Source organism: Pseudomonas sp. 05N434, from assembly GCF_056396965.1.
This window is the reverse complement of record NZ_JBFTMK010000002.1, coordinates 1-20997: the sequence shown is the minus strand read 5'-3', so window position 1 is coordinate 20997 and position 20997 is coordinate 1. Positions and strand designations below refer to the sequence as shown.

At 60.2% G+C, this 20997-nt stretch carries 17 protein-coding genes; 5 read left to right on the top strand and 12 right to left on the bottom strand.

Annotated elements, in window-relative coordinates; all coding sequences use genetic code 11:
* Positions 1-42: 42 nt before the first annotated feature.
* On the bottom strand, positions 43-1533 hold the full coding sequence (gene amaB, locus AC1DLB_RS00230; RefSeq protein WP_477784461.1) for an L-piperidine-6-carboxylate dehydrogenase: 1491 nt from the start codon (positions 1531-1533) through the stop codon (positions 43-45).
* A gap of 187 nt (positions 1534-1720) precedes the next feature.
* On the opposite strand from amaB, the gene AC1DLB_RS00225 reads away from it, so the two are divergent.
* The 3 genes from AC1DLB_RS00225 (at position 1721) to nadE (ending at position 4963) form a co-directional block, all read left to right on the top strand.
* Positions 1721-2632 carry a LysR family transcriptional regulator gene (locus AC1DLB_RS00225; RefSeq protein WP_305410956.1) on the top strand — a complete coding sequence of 304 codons (912 nt, stop codon included), beginning with the start codon at positions 1721-1723 and terminating at the stop codon, positions 2630-2632.
* A 272-nt stretch (positions 2633-2904) separates the two neighbouring features.
* Complete coding sequence (pncB, locus tag AC1DLB_RS00220) at positions 2905-4131, top strand: nicotinate phosphoribosyltransferase (protein WP_477784460.1); 1227 nt, start codon at positions 2905-2907, stop codon at positions 4129-4131.
* A gap of 4 nt (positions 4132-4135) precedes the next feature.
* A complete protein-coding gene (gene nadE / locus AC1DLB_RS00215; protein WP_018928484.1) occupies positions 4136-4963 on the top strand; it encodes an ammonia-dependent NAD(+) synthetase in 828 nt (275 codons plus the stop codon).
* 71 nt (positions 4964-5034) lie between these two features.
* Here nadE and azu read toward each other — a convergent pair whose 3' ends face one another.
* Complete coding sequence (gene azu, locus AC1DLB_RS00210; RefSeq protein ID WP_064616027.1) at positions 5035-5481, bottom strand: azurin; 447 nt, start codon at positions 5479-5481, stop codon at positions 5035-5037.
* Positions 5482-5826: 345 nt separating this feature from the next.
* On the opposite strand from azu, the gene AC1DLB_RS00205 reads away from it, so the two are divergent.
* The gene (locus tag AC1DLB_RS00205) at positions 5827-6414 is read left to right on the top strand and encodes an LOG family protein (RefSeq protein WP_477745541.1); all 588 of its coding nucleotides are present in this window, start codon (positions 5827-5829) and stop codon (positions 6412-6414) included.
* A gap of 68 nt (positions 6415-6482) precedes the next feature.
* Entirely contained in the window at positions 6483-6674 is a 192-nt protein-coding gene (locus AC1DLB_RS00200) for a hypothetical protein (protein ID WP_018928487.1), read from the top strand.
* 129 nt (positions 6675-6803) lie between these two features.
* Here the strand turns inward: AC1DLB_RS00200 and AC1DLB_RS00195 are convergent, their stop codons facing one another.
* The 10 genes from AC1DLB_RS00195 to rpsR all read right to left on the bottom strand — a co-directional run.
* Positions 6804-7694 carry a transglutaminase family protein gene (locus tag AC1DLB_RS00195; RefSeq protein WP_477784459.1) on the bottom strand — a complete coding sequence of 297 codons (891 nt, stop codon included), beginning with the start codon at positions 7692-7694 and terminating at the stop codon, positions 6804-6806.
* Complete coding sequence (locus tag AC1DLB_RS00190; RefSeq protein ID WP_477784458.1) at positions 7694-10180, bottom strand: circularly permuted type 2 ATP-grasp protein; 2487 nt, start codon at positions 10178-10180, stop codon at positions 7694-7696. The genes AC1DLB_RS00195 and AC1DLB_RS00190 overlap by 1 nt, the downstream gene beginning before the upstream one ends.
* 88 nt (positions 10181-10268) lie before the next feature.
* Positions 10269-13544: a transglutaminase family protein gene (locus tag AC1DLB_RS00185; protein WP_477784457.1), complete on the bottom strand. Its 3276-nt coding sequence runs from the start codon at positions 13542-13544 to the stop codon at positions 10269-10271.
* A 188-nt stretch (positions 13545-13732) separates the two neighbouring features.
* Entirely contained in the window at positions 13733-14182 is a 450-nt protein-coding gene (locus tag AC1DLB_RS00180; protein WP_019582210.1) for a hypothetical protein, read from the bottom strand.
* Positions 14179-15099 (bottom strand): NAD synthetase, encoded by a 921-nt coding sequence (locus AC1DLB_RS00175; RefSeq protein ID WP_477744199.1) that lies wholly within the window; start codon positions 15097-15099, stop codon positions 14179-14181. The genes AC1DLB_RS00180 and AC1DLB_RS00175 overlap by 4 nt, the downstream gene beginning before the upstream one ends.
* 214 nt (positions 15100-15313) lie before the next feature.
* A complete protein-coding gene (locus AC1DLB_RS00170) occupies positions 15314-17617 on the bottom strand; it encodes a YgiQ family radical SAM protein (RefSeq protein WP_026286605.1) in 2304 nt (767 codons plus the stop codon).
* A 259-nt stretch (positions 17618-17876) separates the two neighbouring features.
* Positions 17877-19274 carry a replicative DNA helicase gene (gene dnaB, locus AC1DLB_RS00165; RefSeq protein WP_477784456.1) on the bottom strand — a complete coding sequence of 466 codons (1398 nt, stop codon included), beginning with the start codon at positions 19272-19274 and terminating at the stop codon, positions 17877-17879.
* 136 nt (positions 19275-19410) lie between these two features.
* On the bottom strand, positions 19411-19857 hold the full coding sequence (rplI, locus tag AC1DLB_RS00160; RefSeq protein ID WP_007939577.1) for a 50S ribosomal protein L9: 447 nt from the start codon (positions 19855-19857) through the stop codon (positions 19411-19413).
* A 19-nt stretch (positions 19858-19876) separates the two neighbouring features.
* Positions 19877-20770, bottom strand: coding sequence for a YybS family protein (locus AC1DLB_RS00155; RefSeq protein WP_019582207.1), 894 nt, complete (start codon positions 20768-20770; stop codon positions 19877-19879).
* Between the two features lie 36 nt (positions 20771-20806).
* Positions 20807-20997, bottom strand: a 191-nt coding sequence (rpsR, locus tag AC1DLB_RS00150) for a 30S ribosomal protein S18 (protein WP_477784455.1), incomplete at its 5' end; no start/stop codon positions are given.

Here is a 20997-nt window from a genome sequence, read left to right as displayed (position 1 = left end):
CAGAGCGTGGGAACGATCGATCAACAGCTTGTCGCTTGCTGCTTAATCGAACGTAATCCCCTGAGCCAACGGCAATTCCAGCGAATAGTTCACGGTGTTGGTCTGGCGGCGCATGTACCCGCGCCATGCATCGGAGCCCGACTCACGACCGCCGCCCGTTTCCTTCTCGCCGCCGAACGCGCCGCCGATTTCCGCGCCGCTCGGGCCGATGTTGACGTTGGCAATGCCGCAATCGCTGCCCACCGCCGACATGAACCGCTCGGCTTCACGCACGTCGGTGGTGAAGATGCACGACGACAGGCCTTGTGGCACGGCGTTGTTCAGGCGCAATGCCTCTTCGAAATCGGTGTAACCGATCACGTACAGAATTGGCGCGAAGGTTTCGTCGCGCACCACATCGCTTTGTTCCGGCATTTCGACGATGGCTGGTGAAACGTAGTAAGCGTTGGGGAATTTGTCTTCCAGCTGACGCTGGCCGCCAAACACCCGGCCGCCTTCGCTCAAGGCTTGCTCCAGCGCGTCCTGCATGTTGTCGAAGCTGTGTTTGTCGATCAGCGGCCCGATCAGGTTGCCTTCCAGTGGATGGCCGATGCGCACCTTGGAGTAAGCGGCTTTCAGGCGGGTGACGATTTCTTCTTTCACCGATTCGTGGGCAATCAGGCGACGCAAGGTGGTGCAACGCTGACCGGCAGTGCCGACGGCGCTAAACAGAATCGCCCGTACGGCCATGTCCAGATCGGCGCTTGGGCCGAGGATCATCGCGTTATTACCGCCCAGTTCCAGAATGCTACGGGCGAAACGTGCGGCGATTTTCGGCGCCACTTCGCGGCCCATGCGGGTGCTGCCGGTAGCGCTGATCAGCGCGACACGCGGGTCATCGACCAGGGCTTCGCCTGCATCGCGACCACCGATGATCACTTGGCTCAGGTGCGGCGGGGCGTCGCTGAAGTTCTTCAGGACACGGTCGAACAGCGCCTGACAGGCCAGCGCGGTCAGCGGGGTTTTCTCCGACGGCTTCCAGATCACCGGGTTGCCGCAGACCAGCGCCAGCGTCGCGTTCCAGGCCCAGACGGCGACCGGGAAGTTGAACGCGCTGATCACGCCGACGATGCCCAGCGGRTGCCAGGTYTCGCGCATGKSGTGGCCRGGGCGYTCGGAGGCGATGGTCARWCCGTRCAACTGRCGSGACAGRCCGACSGCGAAGTCGCAGATGTCGATCATYTCCTGAACTTCACCCAGGCCTTCCTGAGTGATCTTGCCGGCTTCCCAGGAAACCAGCTCACCGAGATCGGCCTTGTACTCGCGCAGGATGTCGCCCAATTGACGAACCAGTTCGCCACGGCGCGGCGCCGGCACCTTGCGCCACAATTCGAACGCATGATCTGCGCGACTGATGTGCTGCTCGACTTCAGCGGCGCCTTCCCAGTTCACGGCGGCAATCCGACTACCGTCGATGGGCGAATGCACCGGCACTTTGCCGTTCTGGTACAGGGCCGGGTTCACACCAAGACGATCAAGCAATGCGGCAACCATGGGTCACTCCTCGAGCAGAAACAGAAAACGTGCAGCCGGATTTATTCGACTGATCTGACCTGTAGTTTTAGCGCTCCCGAGGTTCTCCAACAAACGACGATTAAGCGAGATATCATTCCGTTTATTCATGCTGCGAATCTGCCGGTAACACGCGTGCCACGTAGAGAGACAAGAACAAGGAGAACCGATGCTGAATAAACGCTACTTGCCGTCGATCACTGCGCTGCAGTGTTTCGAGGCCGTGACCCGGCATTTGAGCTTCACCCGCGCCGCCGAAGAGCTGAACCTGACCCAGAGCGCCGTGAGCAAACAGGTCGCGCAACTCGAAGAGTTGTTGCAGCACCTGTTGTTCCGCCGGGTGCGCCGACGCCTGCAAATGACCCCCGCTGGCGATTTGTATTTGGTGGAGGTGCGAAAAATCCTCACCCAAGTCGAAATGTCGACCCATTACCTGCGTTCCTACGGCGGAGACACCGAAGTCTTGCGCGTCTCCACGCCTCCGACCTTCGGCGCGCGCTGGCTGGTGCCACGCTTGAAAGGCTGGCGCCTGCGTCATCCGTCAATCCATCTGGACCTGTGCAGCGAACAGGAAGCCGACGACCTGCTGCAAGGTCGTAGCGACCTGGCGTTCTACTTCGGCCAGGGCTCACGGCCCGGCACCGAATGCCTGAAGCTGTTCGGCGAAGAGCTTGTTCCTGTGTGCGCCCCGGGCAGTCTGCCGGACACGCCGTTCACCGATCCGACCCAACTCACCGACCTGGTCCTGCTGCAAAACGCTTCCCGCCCCCAGGCCTGGCACGATTGGTTCGACAGCCAGGGCTACCACACCGAACACAGCTACCACGGCCCGCGTTTCGAAACGTTCTATATGTGCATCCGCGCCGCCCAAGTCGGCTGTGGTGTAGCGTTGCTACCGAAGTTTCTGGTGGAAGAGGAATTGGCCGACGGCAAGTTGGTCATTCCCTGGCAGCATGCAATGCCCAGCACCGACGCCTATTACCTGGCGTATCCGGAGCACTCGGCGGAAGTGCCCAAGGTGCGGGATTTTGTGAAGTGGATGCTGGAGCAGATGGACAATCCGAATGCACCGCAAAGTTGAAATATCACGCAAAACTCTGTGGCGAGGGGGCTTGCCCCCGTTGGGTCGCGTAGCGACCCCAAAACCTGCAATCGCGGTCCCTCAGACAGATCGCGCATGCGAAATTTACGACTGCTGCGCAGCCGAACGGGGACAAGCCCCCTCGCCACGGAAATCTCTAGCGTCTAAAAAATTGCTGGCAATCCTCACCGCTGATATGCGCCACTAGCCCCATTCRTTGAAACAGCTGCAACGTCGCTGCCACGGGCCGCGACCCGCCTGGAGACCCCGTTATGAGCGAGAGTGTGTTTGCCGATCGCATCGTGCAGAACCTGCTCGACACCGACTTCTACAAACTGACGATGATGCAGGCGGTGCTGCACAACTACCCTAACGTGGARGTCGAATGGGAGTTTCGTTGCCGTAACAGCGAGGATCTGCGCCCATACCTGGCGGAGATCCGTTTCCAGATCGAGCGCCTGGCCGAGTTGAGCCTGAGCGCCGATCAGTTGAGCTTCCTGGAGCRCATCAGCTTCCTGAAACCGGACTTCCTGCGCTTTCTCGGGCTGTTCCGTTTCAATCTGCGCTATATCCACACCGGCATTGAAAACGGCGAGTTGTTCATCCGCCTGCGCGGGCCGTGGCTGCACGTGATTCTGTTCGAAGTGCCGTTGCTGGCCATGGTCAGCGAAGTGCGCAACCGCTATCGCTACCGGGAAATCGTCCTGGAACAGGCCCGTGAGCAGCTCTATCGCAAGTTCGACTGGTTGACCGCCAACGCCAGCACCGATGAATTGTCCGAGTTGCAGGTAGCCGATTTCGGCACTCGCCGGCGCTTCTCGTATCGCGTGCAGGAAGAAGTGGTAAACGTGCTCAAGCACGACTTCCCCGGTCGCTTCGTCGGCACCAGCAACGTGCATCTGTCCCGCGAGCTGGATATGAAGCCGCTGGGCACCATGGCCCACGAATGGATCATGGCCCACCAGCAACTCGGTCCGCGGTTGATCGACAGCCAGATCGCCGCCCTCGACTGCTGGGTCCGCGAGTACCGTGGCCTGCTGGGGATCGCCCTGACCGACTGCATCACTTCCGATGCGTTTCTCGGCGATTTCGACCTGTTCTTTGCCAAGCTCTTCGACGGCTTGCGTCACGACTCCGGTGACCCGGTGCTCTGGGCGGAAAAGGCCATCGCCCACTATCACAAGCTGGGCATCGACCCGATGAGCAAGACCCTGGTGTTTTCCGACAGCCTGACGTTGCCCAAGTCTCTGGAGATTTTTCGGGCGTTACGTGGTCGGATCAATGTCAGTTTCGGCATCGGCACTAACCTGACCTGCGATATTCCGGGTGTCGAACCGATGAGCATCGTGCTTAAAATGACTGCATGCAACGGCCAACCGGTGGCCAAGATTTCTGATGAGCCTGGCAAGACTCACTGCAAAGACCCGAATTTCGTCGCCTATTTGCGACACGTTTTCCAAGTACCTGCCACCCTTTCCAGTACATCAAGCAAGGAGTGAATTCATGCAAGCCGTACAGCGTGAGATTGCTGAACAGCTCAAGGTCCAACCGCCGTTCGTGGATCAACTCGCCCTTGAGGCTGAAGTCGCCCGGCGAATCACCTTCATTCAGGATTGCCTGGTCAATTCCGGGCTCAAGACCCTGGTGCTCGGTATCAGCGGCGGCGTCGATTCCCTGACCGCCGGCCTACTGGCCCAACGCGCCATCCGTGAACTGCGTGAGCGTACCGGTGATAACAGCTACAAGTTCATCGCCGTGCGCCTGCCGTACCAGACGCAGTTCGATGAACACGATGCCCAGGCCTCGGTGGACTTCATCGCCCCGGACGAACGCCACACGGTGAACATCGGCCCCGCAGTCAAATCCCTGGCCGGCGAAGTGGCAGCCTTCGAAGGCAAAGAGGCCGTCTGGGTGGATTTCGTATTGGGCAATACCAAGGCGCGGATGCGCATGGTCGCGCAATACACCATCGCCGGTGCGGCTCATGGCCTGGTGATCGGCACCGACCACGCGGCAGAAGCCGTGATGGGTTTCTTCACCAAGTTCGGTGACGGCGCCTGCGACCTCGCACCGCTGAGCGGCCTGGTGAAAAACCAGGTCCGGGCGATTGCCCGCAGCTTCGGCGCGCCAGAGTCGCTGGTGGAGAAAATCCCGACCGCCGACCTCGAAGACCTGTCGCCGGGCAAACCGGACGAAGCATCCCACGGCGTGACCTACGCCGAGATCGACGCCTTCCTGCACGGCGAACCGGTGCGCGAGGAAGCGTTCAAGATCATTTGTGATACGTACAAGAAAACACATCACAAGCGTGTGATGCCGTTCGCGCCTTGATTCTGTCCCCTGTAGAAATGAGCACAAAAAAAGCGTCCCGGGTGGACGCTTTTTTTATGCGTTTGAATCGATTACTTCAGTGTAACCGTGCCTTTCATCATCGAGATGTGGCCCGGGAACGAGCAGAAGAAGCCGTATTTTTCGGCTGCATTGAGCTTCGACACATCGATGGTCAGAGAGTCCTTTTCGCCAGCGCCGATGACTTTGGTGTGAGCGATGACACGGGTATCACCTTCTTTCAGGTAATTCTTGTCGATGCCAGCCGACAGGCCGTCGGTGGCGATCGGCTGCATGTCAGCCTCTTTGCTGATCACCAGGTTATGGCCCATGACGTTTTTTGGCAGGCTGCCGGAGTGGGTCAGTTCAACGGTGAAGGTCTTGCAGCTTTTGTCGATTTCAATGGCCTTGGTGTTGAAGGACATCTGATCGGTGGAGTCGATGGTCGTTTTGCACTCGGCAGCCATCAATTGGCTGCTGGCCAGTGTCAGCAGGGATACCGCAACAAGTTTGGCAAACATGGTGAATCTCCAAGGCAGGGTTAACAAAAGTGCGAATGGACAGAAGACTGCCTGAAATCTTCGCAAGTTCCTATGACCTGAATCAAAAATTGTATACAACTTTCGGGCTATGACCCCCATCGAAACAATCTACCAGCCAGACGTCTGGGACGGCCCTATCATCAGGGCCATCATTACTCACCTGGAGCGCCTGTCATGTCTTTCAGCAGCTTGTTGAGCAGTTTGTTGGCCGCCTACGCCTGTGGCGCCAGTGGCACTTACGAAACACCTGAACGCGCGGTTTAACCCTTGGAACGATGCGAGCCTGCCTTTACTCTGTGGTCCTGATTGACCATGGAGCAAGGCATGTCTTTAACGTCCGTTTGTGTATTTTGCGGTGCCAGCACCGGCACCAATCCGGCTTATCGTGAGGCGGCTGTCGCCCTGGGGCGAGCATTGGCCGAGCGCAATCTGACCCTGGTCTATGGCGGGGGCGCCGTCGGGCTGATGGGAATTGTGGCAGATGCCGCACTGGCGGCCGGCGGCGAAGTGATCGGGATCATTCCGCAGAGCCTCAAGGACAAGGAAATCGGCCACAGCGGCCTGACCCGCCTGGAAGTGGTCGACGGCATGCATGCGCGCAAGGCGCGAATGGCCGAGCTCAGCGATGCCTTCATTGCCCTGCCAGGCGGTCTGGGCACGCTGGAAGAGCTGTTCGAAGTCTGGACCTGGGGCCAGCTCGGTTATCACGGCAAACCGCTGGGTTTGCTGGAAGTGAACGGTTTCTACAGCAAGTTGACGTCTTTTCTCGATCATATCGTCGGCGAAGGCTTCGTTCGCGGGCAGCACCGTGACATGCTGCAAATGAGCGAATCACCGCAAACCCTGCTCGATGCACTGGACGCCTGGCAACCCTCGGTACCGCCAAAATGGACCGAGCAAAAACCCAGCTAACGGCTCGGTGCCGATACAGGGCAGAATATGCGCCGCTCAACCTCACCTTCGACCCCAGAGGATCGCCCATGGCTAAACCTAATTATTCCTTCGCCAAACGTCAGAGAGACTTGGCCAAGGAGCAGAAGAAAGAGGAAAAGCTTCAGCGCAAGAAAGCTACAGCTGAAGAAGAAGCAGCAGCACTGAACCCGGATGCAGAAGGTGAAGTGGCGGCAGAAGATGATGTTGAAGCACCGAAAGATCAGGCGCCCGACGCCTGAGACCCTCAGGGCCCGATGATCTGATCAGGCCCACCGGATCTGTGTCCAGGGTCAGCAACGATGTTGCTGGCCCTCACAGGCCAATTTGAAACTCTCCTCCAAAAAACACATTCCCGCATGGGGTCTGCGCTATTCCAATGGCATCACTGTCACCCGAACTTCGGGATCATGGCTGCCACCGCCCAGAATCACCCCGCGCAACGGCGACACATCGGAAAAGTCCCRGCCCCAGGCCAGGGTGATGTGCTCCAGCGCCGGTTGCACATTGTTGGTCGGGTCAAAATCCACCCAACCCAGCACCGGGCAAAACACCGACACCCACGCATGCGACGCATCGGCGCCGATCAGCCGCGGCTGGCCCGGTGGGGGCTGTGTCAGCAGATAGCCGCTGATATACCGCGCCGCCAACCCACGGGAGCGCAGGCACGCGAGCATCAAATGCGCGAAGTCCTGGCAAACCCCACGACGCCTCTCCAGCACTTCCACCAGCGGCGTCGCCACTTGGGTCGCCTCGGCGTCGAAGGTGAACTCGCTGAAGATCTTCTCCATCAACGCTTGAACACCCAGCAGCAATGGCCGGCCAGCAGGAAAGCAACTTTCGGAGAACTCGACGAAACTGCGTTTCAAATGCACGTAGGGCGATTCGAAGCGGTAACGGCAGGCTTCCAGCAACGCAGGCAAGAGTGGCTGACTGCTGTAGGTCAGCGCGTTGCAGGTCGCTTCCCAGGCCGGCGATTGATTGAAGTCCAGTGACGGCCGTTCCAGCACTTCGACGGTGAGCCGAGCGTTGACCAGCAACTCATCGTGGGGGCGCTCGAACGCCAACCGGGTCAGCGGATTGCCGAACACATCCAGCTCATCCCGGCGTGAAGTCGGCTGGGGACTGATCTGCAACTGCTGCTCGGTGCAGCGCTGCCAGGCACAGGCCCGCGGCCACAGATGTGCCAGTTGCTGGGCCAGGGACACCGGGCTGTCGTAGTGATAATGGGTGTCGTGGAAGATCTGGTAATGGGCACTCATCAGACGGACACCGTGCGCTGGCTGACATCATCGACATGGGCGAAATGGCGCAAGGCCAGGCGATCCGACACCTGTCCGCTGGCATCGGCAATCTCTTGCAGCAGATCCGCCAGCCCCTCTACGGCGGCATGAACACTGGCCTCGCCGAACAGCGAGTTCTCCAGGCAGCCCAGATCGAAGTGCGCCAGCCGCTCCACCAACTGCAGCAGACCTGTTTCGCGCGGCGCGCCGAAGTCGTCATTCAAGCGCTTCAACGTACGGGTCACCAGTTTCAACTGGAACAGCACCGCGTGCGGGTTTTGTTCATCGAGCAGCAACAGGTCGAGCACCGGGATCAATTGCGCCACCGCCAGGTACCGCGAGCGGTAGGTGATGCTGCTGTTACCCAGTTCCAGCAGCCATTCCAGCCCGGCCTGATCGAAAGCCCCGGCACCGCGCAAAAACGCCGCCAGACTGCCGCTGAGAAATTGCAGCCGTTCGATCCGCCGACCGATCATCAGGAAACGCCAGCCTTCGTCCCGGGTCATGTCGTCGAGGGCAAAGCCGGACAGCGCCGCCAGCGACATTACCAACCGGTTGAGGAAGTCCAGCAACTCGCCGAAATCCGGCTCTTCGGTTTCCAGCTCCATGGCCTCGCGCTGCAACTCCACCAGCGCTTGCCAGTTCTCTCGCGAGAGCTTGCCGCGTACTTGCGACGCCGCCCACTGCAAACGCTGTAGATTGGAACGCAGGCTGAACGGCCAATCATCGCCGAGCAGCGCCGCCAGCAATCGCTGCGGCAACTCACCCTCCTCCGGCAACAGATTCAGGCGTTCACCGAGATCGACCGCCGCCTCCAGGGCTTGCGGGTCATCGCCATCGACATAGCGCGCGAGCATGACCCGCAGCAGCCGCGCGCTGTCATCGCAGCGCTCGCAATAACGGCCGAACCAGAACAGGTTCTCGACCACCCGCGATGGCAGATACGGATCACGACGTACCAGATCGTGAACGCCAATGTTGCGCTGGGCTTTCCATTGTTCGCCGCTGGGTGGGCGATCGCCCAACACCCAGGTGTCTTTGCTCGCGCCACCGCGTTGCATCGACACCGCTTCGGCATCGGCCTCGGCGGCAACCCGGGTCAGGCCACCGGGCAGCACTCGATAACCCTCCCGACTGGCCACCGCATACACGCGCATGCCGATGGCTCGCGGTTGCAACTGTCCGCCTTCGGCCTGCCAGATCGGCGCCTGGGACAGTTGCGCCAATTCTTGCGCAACATAGGCATAAGGCCGTGCCTGCATGCGCTCAGCCAGAGCCTGGCGCTGTTTTTCACTCAAATCACGCCCAAACACCGGTGCAAAGCTCTGCGACGGAAACGCCGGCTTGATCAACAGCTCCGGCAGTTTTTCCAGGGCCTGGGCCAGCACCGGCGCTTCGCCGCACCACCAAGTTGCGATGGACGGCAGGATCAACTCTTCACCGAACAGGAATTGATTGATTTTCGGCAGGAAGCCCAGCAAACCCGGCGACTCCAGCACACCGCTGCCGAGGGCGTTGGCCACCAGCACCCGGCCCTGACGCACCGCTTCGAGCAGCCCCGGCACGCCAAGGGCCGAGTCGGTGCGCAGCTCCAGCGGGTCGCAGAAATCATCGTCGAGCCGACGCATGATCGCGTGAACCCGGCGCAACCCGCTCAAGGTTTTCAGATAGACCGTGGCATCGCGCACGGTCAGATCACCGCCTTCCACCAGTGGATAACCGAGCTGACGAGCCAGGTACAAGTGCTCAAAATAGCTTTCGTTGAAACGCCCCGGTGTCAGCAGGACCACCAGCGGCGCTTCATCGTCGCTCGGCGCCTGCCGGGCGAGTGTTTCCTGAAGTGTGCGGAAGAACCCGGCCAGGTGCCGCACCTTCAAGTCGCGATACAACTCGGGGAAGGCCCGGGACACGATGGTGCGGTTTTCCAGGGCGTAACCGGCACCGGAGGGTGCTTGAGTCCGGTCGGCGGTCACCCACCAGCGACCGTCAGGCGTGCGCGCCAAATCCACGGCATACAGATGCAKAAAGGCCCCGTCGGGCGGTGCGATGCCCTGGCAAGGCCAGAGGAAGTTGTTATGACCGAACACCAGTTCAGCCGGCAGCAGGCCTTCGGCGATCAAGCGTTGAGGACCGTACAGGTCCGCCAGCACAGCATTGAGCAAACGCGCCCGTTGAGCGATCCCGGCCGAAAGCTGCTGCCACTCATCGGCTGCAATCACATGAGGCAACAAATCCAGCTCCCATGGCCGATCAGCGCCCTTGGGGTCGGCGTAGACGTTGTAGGTCACGCCGTTTTCCTGAATCTGTCGGGTCAGCAGCGCCTGACGCTGCACCAGTTGCGCTGGCGTGCTGCGTTGCAATTGATCGAACAGCCGCCGCCAGTGCGGGCGCACGGCGCCGCTGTTGTCGAGCAGTTCGTGATAGGTGCCCGCAGTCAACGGGTAGCAGTCAAGCAGGTCAGGCATGGAAAGCTCGTCAGACAGCAAAGAACGGTCAGACTAACGCAGGCTCATGACGCCCGGATAGACGAAAAATCCGAGCGTCGCGTACGGTTTAAAAGCGTCGCAAATCGAGTGTCATCGGCAGCTCGTCGTTGATTTCCAGTTTCGGTACAGGAAGTTTCCCAGGCGTGTGTCCGATGCGGAAGAAACGCGCCATCCGCCGGCTCTCGGCTTCATTGGCGTTCACCGGCAGGCTGTCGTAGTTGCGYCCGCCCGGATGGGCGACGTGGTACTGACAACCACCCAGCGAACGCCCCATCCAGGTGTCGAGCAAGTCGAACACCAGCGGTGCGTGGACCGGGATAGTCGGTTGCAGACAGTTGTACGGTTGCCAGGCACGGAAACGTACACCGGCGACGAACTCGCCGACCCGACCGGTAGGTTGCAACGGCACCGGGATGCCATTGCAGGTCAGCAGATAACGTTGCGGCGGCAACCCCGTCAGCTTGACCTGCAAACGTTCCAGGGACGAATCCACATAACGCACCGTACCGCCCGCGCTGCCCTCTTCGCCCAACACATGCCAGGGCTCCAGCGCCTGACGCAATTCCAGTTCGATACCGCTGACGGCGTAGTCGCCGACCTTGGGAAAACGGAACTCCAGATGCGCCGCGAACCACTCTGCCTGCACCGGATAACCGGCGGCATTCAGGTCGACGATCACATCGGCGAAATCCTGCTCGATAAAGTGCGGCAGCAAGAACCGGTCGTGCAGTTCGGTGCCCCAGCGCGCCAGTTTCGGCGGTGCATAAGGCTCGCGCCAGAACCGCGCCACCAGCGCCCGCAACAACAACTGCTGAGCCAGGCTCATGCGCGCATGGGGCGGCATTTCAAAGGCTCGCAGTTCCAGCAAGCCAAGGCGTCCGGTGGCGCCGTCCGGTGAATAGAGTTTGTCGATGCAGAACTCGGCGCGGTGGGTGTTGCCAGTCACGTCGATCAGCAAATTGCGCAACAAGCGATCCACCAGCCATGGTGGGCATTCTTCGCCCGGCTCCGGCATCTGGGCGAAGGCGATTTCCAGTTCATACAGCGAATCGTTGCGCGCTTCGTCCACCCGCGGTGCCTGGGATGTCGGGCCGATGAACAGCCCGGAAAACAGGTAGGACAAGGACGGGTGGTTATGCCAGTAGCTGATCAGGCTGCGCAGCAGGTCGGGACGGCGCAGAAACGGTGAGTCAGCCGGGGTCGCGCCCCCCAGGACGAAATGGTTACCGCCGCCGGTGCCGGTGTGCCGGCCGTCGATCATGAATTTCTCGGTGGTCAGCCGGGTCTGGCGCGCCTCTTCGTAAAGAAACTCGGTACGTTCCACCAACTCGTCCCAGGTAGCGGACGGCTGGACGTTGACCTCGATCACACCCGGATCCGGGGTAATGCGGAAGTTGCTCAGGCGCGGATCGCTCGGCGGTTCATAGCCTTCCAGCAATACCGGGCAATGCAGTTCCTCGGCGGTGGCTTCGATGGCGGCGACCAGTTCCAGGTAGTCCTCGACCCGCTCCAGTGGCGGCATGAACAGGTACAACCGACCTTCACGTGCTTCGGCGCAGAACGCGGTGCGGGTCAGCCAGTCGGCGGACTGGTCGATCTCGGGCACACGTTCGTCGGCCGTTTTCGGTTGAGCGTGATTCCGTAGCTGGTCGGTGTCCGGTAGCGCCGGGAAATCCTGATTCGGGTCCGTGGGATGAATGAATGGGTACTCCGCAGCTTTCACCCAAGGCTGCGAACCGAGCGGCAAGCGATAACCCAGTGGCGAATCCCCCGGCACCAACCGGCAGTGTTCCTCGCGCAGGTACCAGCGACCGCTCTGCCATTGATCGCCCTTGGCGGTGCGCGCCAGCGGCAGGACCTGACCGATGACCTTGTCCAGGCCTTGGCTGAAGACTTTGCGCAGGCGCRCACGCTCCAGAGGTTCTTCCAGGCGTGAGTCTTCGGCGCTGACGTTCTGCGGCAACGTTCCTTCACGCCAGAGGTAATAGAAATTGTCTTCGTAGGCCGGGAACACAAAGCGTGTCGGAATTTTCAAGCGTTCGGCGACACTCGCCAGGAAACGCCCGGCCAGTTCGCCATCGGCGCCGTAATCTTCCCGCTCGTCGGCAATCAGCGCGCTGTTGTGCCAGATCGGCACGCCATCGCGGCGCCAATAGCAGTTCAGCGACCAGCGCGGCAGTTGCTCGCCGGGGTACCACTTGCCCTGACCGAAATGCACCAGGCCCTTGGGCGCGTAATGCTTGCGCATGCGCTGGAACAGTTCGGCTGACAGCCGACGCTTGTCTGGCCCGAGCGCGGCAGTGTTCCACTCGGCGCCGTCCGGGTCATCGATGGAAACGAACGTCGGCTCGCCGCCCATGGTCAGGCGCACGTCACCTTCGAGCAAATCAGCATCGATCTGCCGGCCCAATGCCTGAATCGCCAGCCATTGGTCTTCGGTGTAGGGTTTGGTAACCCTTGGCGCTTCCCAAATCCGCTCGACCGACATTTCGTGGGTGAATTCGCACTCGCACGGTTCCACCAAACCACTGATCGGTGCCGCAGAGGATGGGTCGGGGCTGCACGCCAACGGAATGTGTCCTTCACCGGCAAACAACCCTGAGGTTGCGTCCAGGCCGATCCAGCCGGCACCGGGCAAATAGACTTCGCACCAGGCATGCAGGTCAGTGAAATCCACTTCGGTACCCGAGGGACCGTCGAGGCTTTTGACGTCGGCGGTCAGCTGGATCAGGTAACCGGAGACGAATCGCGCCGCCAGGCCGAGGTTGCGCAGCAATTGCACCAGCAACCACGCCGAGTCGCGGCAGGAGCCGGAGGCCTGTTCGAGGGTGTATTCCGGAGTCTGTACGCCCGGCTCCATTCGAATCAGGTAACCGATGTCTTCGCTCAGGCGCTGGTTGATCGCGACGAGGAAATCCACGCTGGGCAGCGGCGTGCGGTCGATGCCGTCCAGATAGGCCTTGAATGTCGGCGTCAGCGGCAAGGTTTCCAGGTACGGCGCCAGCTCTTTGCGCTCATCCGCTGCATAGGCGAAAGGGATCTTCTCGGCGTAGGGCTCGAGGAAGAAGTCGAAGGGATTGAAGACTGCCATCTCGGCCAGCAGGTCGACCTCGATCCTCAGTTCATCGGTTTTCTCCGGGAACACCAACCGCGCCAGGTAATTGCCCTGAGGGTCTTGTTGCCAGTTGATGAAATGCTGCTCGGGCGAGACTTTCAGCGCATAGGACAGTATCCGCGTGCGGCTGTGGGCAGCCGGGCGCAGGCGAACGATCTGCGGACCGAGCTCGACGGCGCGGTCGTAGCGGTAATGCGTGACGTGATGCAATGCGACATGAATCGACACGGCGGCCTCCTGCGAGCCAGGGCATAGACACAAAGCGCGCAAGACTTATGCCAGAGCGGCGGTCATTGCGCTTTATCAACAGACCCGGTGCAGTACAGCACCAAAACGGCGCCGTGGCCGCGGTTATGGTGCGAGAGTTGCACATATTTGTGGCGCACGTGTGAAGGGCGGGGCCCGAATCTACCCAACTAACGGGCTTTGTGCTTTGCAATAACAGCTTGGCGCAAGTGACGTACTTCAAGCAGCTTCTGGCGCATCTCGCGGTGACGCTTGCTGTTGAGCAGCAATAGCGCCAGCAATGGGAACAACAACGTCACAGCATAAGTCAGGGGATGCACCTCATATGCAATGGTGGGCAATACCCCAAGAAAACAAAGGGCCAGAAGCACAACCAGAGGCCGCACCCAATGCGGACGACCGCGCGCGACCATGAAATGGCAGTGCACGACAATGAGGGTCAGCGCGATCCCCCCGAAAAACGAGTACTTGGTGTTGTCAGCCAACGGAAGGCTTCGAAAATAGCTTTCGAAAAACAAAGGCACCGCAAAGACCAGGGTAAAAATTGACGCGAATATTGCCCCCATGAAGACCGGGAAATACTTCGATAGAAAATTGCGAATGCTGGGCAGCTCATTCATTGCTCAGCCTCCTCGTACAGACCTACGGCAATGGTGCGGACATTCCCCGAAATTGCACTGCCGGTAAAACCGATAGCGGCGCCCAAGGCGTCTTTTATCTGAGTGACCGTTGCATTCTTGACCTCGGTGGGTGTGAAACGCTTGGGCAATTCGCCCGACAACTGCTTCAACTTGATCATCTTCGACGTCAAGCGCGGGTCGTTGATGCTCAATAGTTCTTTGGTCAGTTTGGCACGCTCCTGTCGATTCAGCCCCCTGAGCACTTCCCTGACACTTTTCCCGGTCGTGGCCTTATTCAGCCTGACCAGTTTGAGCGCTGTCAGCGTGGATGCGCCTACCCCGACCAAGGACGCAGCATCCAGCGCAATCATGGTGTACTGGTACCACTCTTCGCTGTCGAGCTCATCGTTACGGGCGGGGTTGACGATCTCATTGCGGGTCCGATAGCCGCTGGCAAAACACTGCACTGAGCTGGCAGCCGCAGCGGTATAACCGAGCGCAGCGACCACCGTACTTGCCCCTGCCGAAAACGGAATAGCCACGGAACCACTGAGCACTACGATCCAGCCGATCACTGCACCCGCGCACGATAAGCTGGTGTTGACTGCCTCACCAACCAGGCGCGATTCGCGCGGATTGTCCTGCACCTGCTGGGCGAATTGCGCAGGCGCAATGTACTTCTGCGCCTCGCGCAAAATGATCCGCTTGGGCTTGATGCTGCAAATCGGCTTGAACTCGCGCAGGGTCACTACGTTGAACTCAGCGTCAATGTACACCACGCCCGCGCCGACGATTCCGGGGTCGGCGTCAATGGCGGCGAACAGGCGTAGCAGGTTGATCTGGCTTTCGATGCGTTGGCGGGCCATGAACTGGGAGGGGCTGTAATCCATGCCGATGCCCGGTAAGGGGTTGCTCATGTGAATCGTCCTTGAGAATCGGGGGTGAGATCTTTATTGCCCGTGCCGCCGTCATCGCGGGCGAGCCCGGCTCCCACAGGATTGGGCGTTATACAGGGAAATCGGTTGTCCGGGCAGCCGTTGAAGTGCGCGCCACCTTAGMAAACAGGCCGCACACTCGCTAGAAAACAAAACGCCAGCACTAAGGCTGGCGTTTTGCGATATGGCGCGGAGATTAACGCGGCACGACCGGCTTGCGCGCAGGCTTCGGCCCCTTGCCTTTGGCCGCGTCCTTACGCTCCTTGGCAGCCTGCTGGTTGCGGGCGAATGCCGCCGCCTTGGCCTGTTCACGCTTGTCCCACGGGTTACCGCCATCGCTGGCACGCGGTGGCAGGCCGGTGTGCTGGGTCAGGATCTTGGTGGTCGTTTCCTTGGCCACTTTGTGGCTGCCAGCCGGCGTCGAGTTCTTGCGACGGGCGCTCTGATAGCTGTCGGTCGCTGGCTGATGCAACGGGATCAACTGGTTCTTGCCCGGCCCGATCAGGTCGGCGCGGCCCATGCGGGTCAGCGCTTCACGCAGCATCGGCCAGCCTTTCGGGTCGTGATAACGCAAGAACGCTTTGTGCAGGCGACGCTGCTCTTCGCTCTTGACGATAGTCACGCCGTCGCTCTTGTAAGTGACCTTGCGCAGCGGGTTCTTGCCCGAGTGGTACATCGCGGTAGCGGTGGCCATCGGCGACGGGTAGAACGCCTGCACCTGGTCGGCACGGAAACCGTTGCCCTTGAGCCACAGGGCCAGATTCATCATGTCTTCGTCGGTGGTGCCCGGGTGAGCGGCGATGAAGTACGGAATCAGGTACTGCTCTTTCCCGGCTTCCTTGGTGTACTTCTCGAACATGCGCTTGAACTTGTCATAGCTGCCGATGCCCGGTTTCATCATCTGGTTGAGCGGACCTTCCTCGGTGTGTTCCGGGGCGATCTTCAGGTAACCACCGACGTGGTGGGTCACCAGCTCCTTGACGTACTCCGGCGACTCGACCGCGAGGTCGTAGCGCAAGCCGGAGGCGATCAGGATCTTCTTCACGCCCGGCAAGGCCCGGGCGCTGCGATAGAGCTGGATCAGCGACGAGTGATCGGTGTTGAGGTTCGGGCAAATGCCTGGGAACACGCATGAAGGCTTGCGGCACGCGGATTCGATTTCCGGGGTCTTGCAGGCGATGCGGTACATGTTCGCGGTCGGGCCGCCGAGGTCGGAAATGACGCCGGTGAAACCCGGAACCTTGTCGCGGATCTCTTCGATTTCGCGAATGATCGACTCTTCGGAACGGTTCTGGATGATCCGGCCTTCGTGCTCGGTGATCGAGCAGAAGGTGCAGCCGCCGAAGCAGCCACGCATGATGTTCACCGAGAAACGAATCATCTCGTAGGCCGGGATCTTTTCCTTGCCGTACGCCGGGTGCGGAACGCGCGCGTAAGGCATGCCGAACACGTAGTCCATTTCTTCGGTGGTCATCGGAATCGGCGGCGGGTTGAACCAGACGTCTACCTCGCCGTGCTTTTGCACCAGAGCGCGGGCGTTGCCCGGATTGGTTTCCAGGTGCAGCACGCGGTTGGCGTGAGCGTAAAGCACCGCATCGCCACGGACTTTTTCAACCGACGGCAGACGAATGACGGTCTTGTCGCGAGTCATTTTCGGGCTGGCCAGGATCTGTACGACCTTAGCCTCGCCAGGGTCTTCAACCGGCCCCTTTTCCTGCTCGATGGCGCAGGCGGCGGTGTCCTGGGTGTTGACGTACGGGTTGATGATCTTGTCGATCTTGCCCGGACGGTCGATGCGCGTGGAATCGACTTCGTACCAGCCTTGCGGCGTATCACGGCGGATGAACGCGGTGCCGCGCACATCGGTGATGTCTTCGATCTTGTGGCCGTAGGACAGGCGCTGGGCGACTTCGACGATCGCACGCTCGGCGTTGCCGTAGAGCAGGATGTCGGCGCAGGCGTCGATCAGGATCGAGTTACGCACCCGATCCTGCCAGTAATCGTAGTGGGCGATGCGGCGCAGGGAGGCTTCGATGCCGCCGAGCACAATCGGCACGTGCTTATAGGCTTCCTTGCAGCGCTGGCTGTAAACCAGGCTCGCGCGGTCCGGACGTTTGCCTGCCAGGCCACCGGGGGTGTAGGCGTCGTCGGAACGGATTTTCTTGTCGGCGGTGTAGCGGTTGATCATCGAGTCCATGTTGCCGGCCGCGACACCGAAAAACAGGTTCGGCTCGCCGAGCTTCATGAAGTCGTCTTTGGACTGCCAGTTCGGCTGCGCGATGATCCCGACGCGGAAGCCCTGGGCCTCCAGCAGCCGGCCGATGATCGCCATGCCGAACGACGGATGGTCGACGTAGGCATCACCGGTGACGATGATGATGTCGCAGGAATCCCAGCCGAGCTGATCCATCTCCTCCCTGCTCATGGGCAGGAATGGCGCTGGCCCGAAACATTCGGCCCAGTACTTGGGATAGTCAAATAACGGCTTGGCTGCTTGCATGTCGATAACCGGTGTTGGCTTTCATTGAATTTCGCGGGCGCGGAATATAGCACAAATTTTGACCAATTCCGACGGCTATGGTCGGAAATCAGCGAGCGATATACGCAACCCCTGTGGCGAGGGAGCTAGCTCCCGCTCGACTGCGAAGCAGTCGCAACATATGCAAATACGGTGCACCTGAAACAGGATGACTCAGGTTTTGGGGTTGCTACGCAACCCAGCGGGAGCAAGCTCCCTCGCCACAAAGTCCCCGCGCAGGTTATTCATCGTCGTCGAAGTTGTAGCTACCCGGCGCCAGGTTTTCAAATCGGGTGTATTTGCCGATGAAGGCCAGGCGGATAAAGCCGATCGGGCCGTTCCGCTGCTTGCCGATGATGATTTCGGCAATGCCTTTGTGTTCGGTTTCCGGGTGATACACCTCGTCCCGGTAAACGAACATGATCACGTCGGCGTCCTGCTCGATCGCTCCCGATTCCCGCAAGTCGGAGTTCACCGGGCGCTTGTTCGGGCGTTGTTCCAGGGAACGGTTGAGCTGGGACAGTGCCACCACCGGGCAGTTGAATTCCTTGGCCAGGGCTTTCAGGGACCGGGAGATCTCGGAAATCTCGTTGGTCCGGTTGTCACCACTGGACCCCGGGATCTGCATCAGTTGCAGGTAGTCGATCATGATCAGACCGATCTCACCGTGCTCACGCACCAGACGACGGGTCCGGGCGCGCATTTCCGAGGGGCTGATACCCGCCGTGTCGTCGATGAACAACTTGCGATCATTGAGCAGGTTGACCGCCGACGTCAGGCGTGGCCAGTCGTCGTCTTCCAGGCGACCGGCCCGGACCTTGGTCTGGTCGATACGACCGAGGGACGACAGCATACGCATGATCAGCGATTCGCCTGGCATCTCGAGGGAGTAAACCAGGACAGCCTTCTCGCTGCGCAGCACGGCGTTTTCCACCAGGTTCATCGCAAAGGTGGTTTTACCCATGGACGGACGGCCGGCGACGATGATCAGGTCGGCCGGTTGCAGGCCACTGGTCTTCTCGTCGAGGTCGGTGTAACCGGTGGACAGGCCGGTGATCGAGTTGTCGGTGTTGAACAAGGTGTCGATGCGGTCGATGGCCTTGGTCAGCAGGTYGTTGACGCTGACCGGGCCGCCGGTTTTCGGACGAGCCTCGGCAATCTGGAAGATCTGCCGTTCGGCCTCGTCGAGAATCYCGGCGGCGGTGCGGCCTTCAGGGTTGAAAGCGCTGTCGGCGATTTCGGTACTGATGCCGATCAACTGGCGCAGGGTTGCCCGCTCGCGAACGATCTGGGCATAGGCCTTGATGTTGGCGACGGACGGCGTGTTTTTTGCCAGTTCGCCAAGGTAACCGAGACCGCCGACCTGAGACGTCTGACCTTCCTTGTCCAATTGCTCGGCCAGGGTCACGACGTCGATTGGCTGGTTCTGGTCCGCCAGCTTGGCGATGGCCCGGAAGATCAGGCGGTGGTCATGCCGATAGAAATCGCCGTCGGAGACTTGATCGAGCACGCGTTCCCAGGCGTTGTTGTCCAGCATCAACCCACCGAGCACGGCCTGTTCGGCCTCGATGGAATGCGGCGGCACCTTCAGGGCAGCGGTTTGCAGATCGTATTGCTCGGGAGCGGAGATATCGTTCATGGCCACTTGGTTTATTCAGGAGAAGCAGAGGTTGTGAAAATCAGGAACTGCAGAAAGACAAAGGGCACGACCTGTAAACAGGATCGTGCCCGATGTTACCGGCAAGCACCCGAGGGTGCCAGCCGACAAGTGCTGCTTAAGCTGCTACCACGACAACGCGTACGGTGGCTTCAACTTCGGCGTGCAGGTGCACGGCTACGTCGAATTCGCCTACGTTGCGGATAGTGCCGTTCGGCAGACGAACTTCGCTTTTTGCAACTTCAACGCCAGAGGCGGTCAGTGCATCAGCGATGTCGTGGGTGCCGATCGAACCGAACAGCTTGCCTTCGTCACCGGCGGTGGCAGTGATAGTCACTTCCAGCTCAGCCAGTTGGGCGGCGCGGCTTTCAGCCGATGCTTTACGGTCTGCTGCGGCTTTTTCCAGCTCAGCGCGACGCTCTTCGAACGCAGCCAGGTTGGCTGGGGTCGCAGCGGTAGCTTTGCCGTATGGCAGCAGGTAGTTACGACCGTAACCAGCCTTAACGTTCACTTTGTCACCCAGGTTGCCCAGGTTGGTGACTTTTTCCAGAAGGATCAGTTGCATGTGAAAATCCTCTTAACTTTTAACCTTCACCGTTCGCGCTATCGGCATCTTTCGGTGCCGAACGACCGCGAAAATCAATCAGGCTGTCGACGATGGCCAGAACCACCAGCAACGGATAGATCAGCTGCATGAACAGCAACAGCGTGACGTACAACCCCACCAGCCAGAACTTGGCCAGTCGCTTTTGCGCCACCAGCCCGTGAATCAGGGCCAGCCCGGCGAACACCAGCGGTACGCTGCACAACGGCGTCAACATGGCCATCTGCGGGCCAAGATTTGGCCCCAGAAGCATTAACGCCAGCAGCAACATCGCCGGTCCCAGCGGGATTCGGATGGCGCGAAACTCGCGACCAAAACCACCCGGGTTGTACAACAACGCCTGCCAGTAGCGCCCGACAATCAGGCTCAGCACACTGACGATTTGCAACAACGCCGCAATCAGGCCAGTCAGGACCGGTGCAATCAGGGACGCAAAGCGCGCTTGCTCGTCTACCGACAATTGCTGGTAGACCTCACCGAGTAGCGACGGCATGACTTTTATCAAAGCCTGCGCCAGCATCTCGATCTGGGGCGCAAAAGCCGCCCCCAGCACCACTGAAAACACCAATCCCATCGCTATGCTGACCAGCAGCACGCGGTTCCAGGACTCGCTTGCGCGCAAAACCAACGCAAGGCTCGAAGACCCCAGCAGCACCAGAAGTGCCCGTGGGTCGTCGAAGAAAAGCCACCAGATCAACGCCGGCAGCAGTCCCAGAGCAAGTACGCCAACGGCGTCCTTCAATCCGCGCCGCAGGAGCACAAGGCATCCAGCGGCAGCACCCAACCAATACAACAACGGCAATGTTGCGCATCCGGCCACTACCAGAGTGGCCTGCATACGGCCGCGCATGATGAACTCAGCTAAGGCGCGCATGCATTCAATCCTTTGCTACGTGTCGACTGCCCGGTCTCAGCGGCCGTGGCTGTCGGTGTAGGCCAGCAGGGCCAGGAAGCGGGCGCGCTTGATAGCGGTGGCCAGCTGACGCTGATAACGTGCTTTGGTACCGGTGATGCGGCTTGGAACGATTTTGCCGGTCTCGGATACGTAAGCTTTCAGAGTGTTGAGATCTTTGTAATCGATCTCTTTCACGTCTTCAGCGG

What these genes read in the sequence shown, in the direction of transcription:
- AC1DLB_RS00200 (WP_018928487.1), top strand. Translation starts at nt 6,483, where the DNA reads ATGGCTAAACCTAATTATTCCTTCGCCAAACGTCAGAGAGACTTGGCC.
- nadE (WP_018928484.1), top strand. Translation starts at nt 4,136, where the DNA reads ATGCAAGCCGTACAGCGTGAGATTGCTGAACAGCTCAAGGTCCAACCG.
- rplI (WP_007939577.1), bottom strand. Translation starts at nt 19,857, where the DNA reads ATGCAACTGATCCTTCTGGAAAAAGTCACCAACCTGGGCAACCTGGGT.
- AC1DLB_RS00225 (WP_305410956.1), top strand. Translation starts at nt 1,721, where the DNA reads ATGCTGAATAAACGCTACTTGCCGTCGATCACTGCGCTGCAGTGTTTC.
- azu (WP_064616027.1), bottom strand. Translation starts at nt 5,481, where the DNA reads ATGTTTGCCAAACTTGTTGCGGTATCCCTGCTGACACTGGCCAGCAGC.
- AC1DLB_RS00155 (WP_019582207.1), bottom strand. Translation starts at nt 20,770, where the DNA reads ATGCGCGCCTTAGCTGAGTTCATCATGCGCGGCCGTATGCAGGCCACT.
- AC1DLB_RS00180 (WP_019582210.1), bottom strand. Translation starts at nt 14,182, where the DNA reads ATGAATGAGCTGCCCAGCATTCGCAATTTTCTATCGAAGTATTTCCCG.
- AC1DLB_RS00205 (WP_477745541.1), top strand. Translation starts at nt 5,827, where the DNA reads ATGTCTTTAACGTCCGTTTGTGTATTTTGCGGTGCCAGCACCGGCACC.
- AC1DLB_RS00170 (WP_026286605.1), bottom strand. Translation starts at nt 17,617, where the DNA reads ATGCAAGCAGCCAAGCCGTTATTTGACTATCCCAAGTACTGGGCCGAA.
- AC1DLB_RS00175 (WP_477744199.1), bottom strand. Translation starts at nt 15,099, where the DNA reads ATGAGCAACCCCTTACCGGGCATCGGCATGGATTACAGCCCCTCCCAG.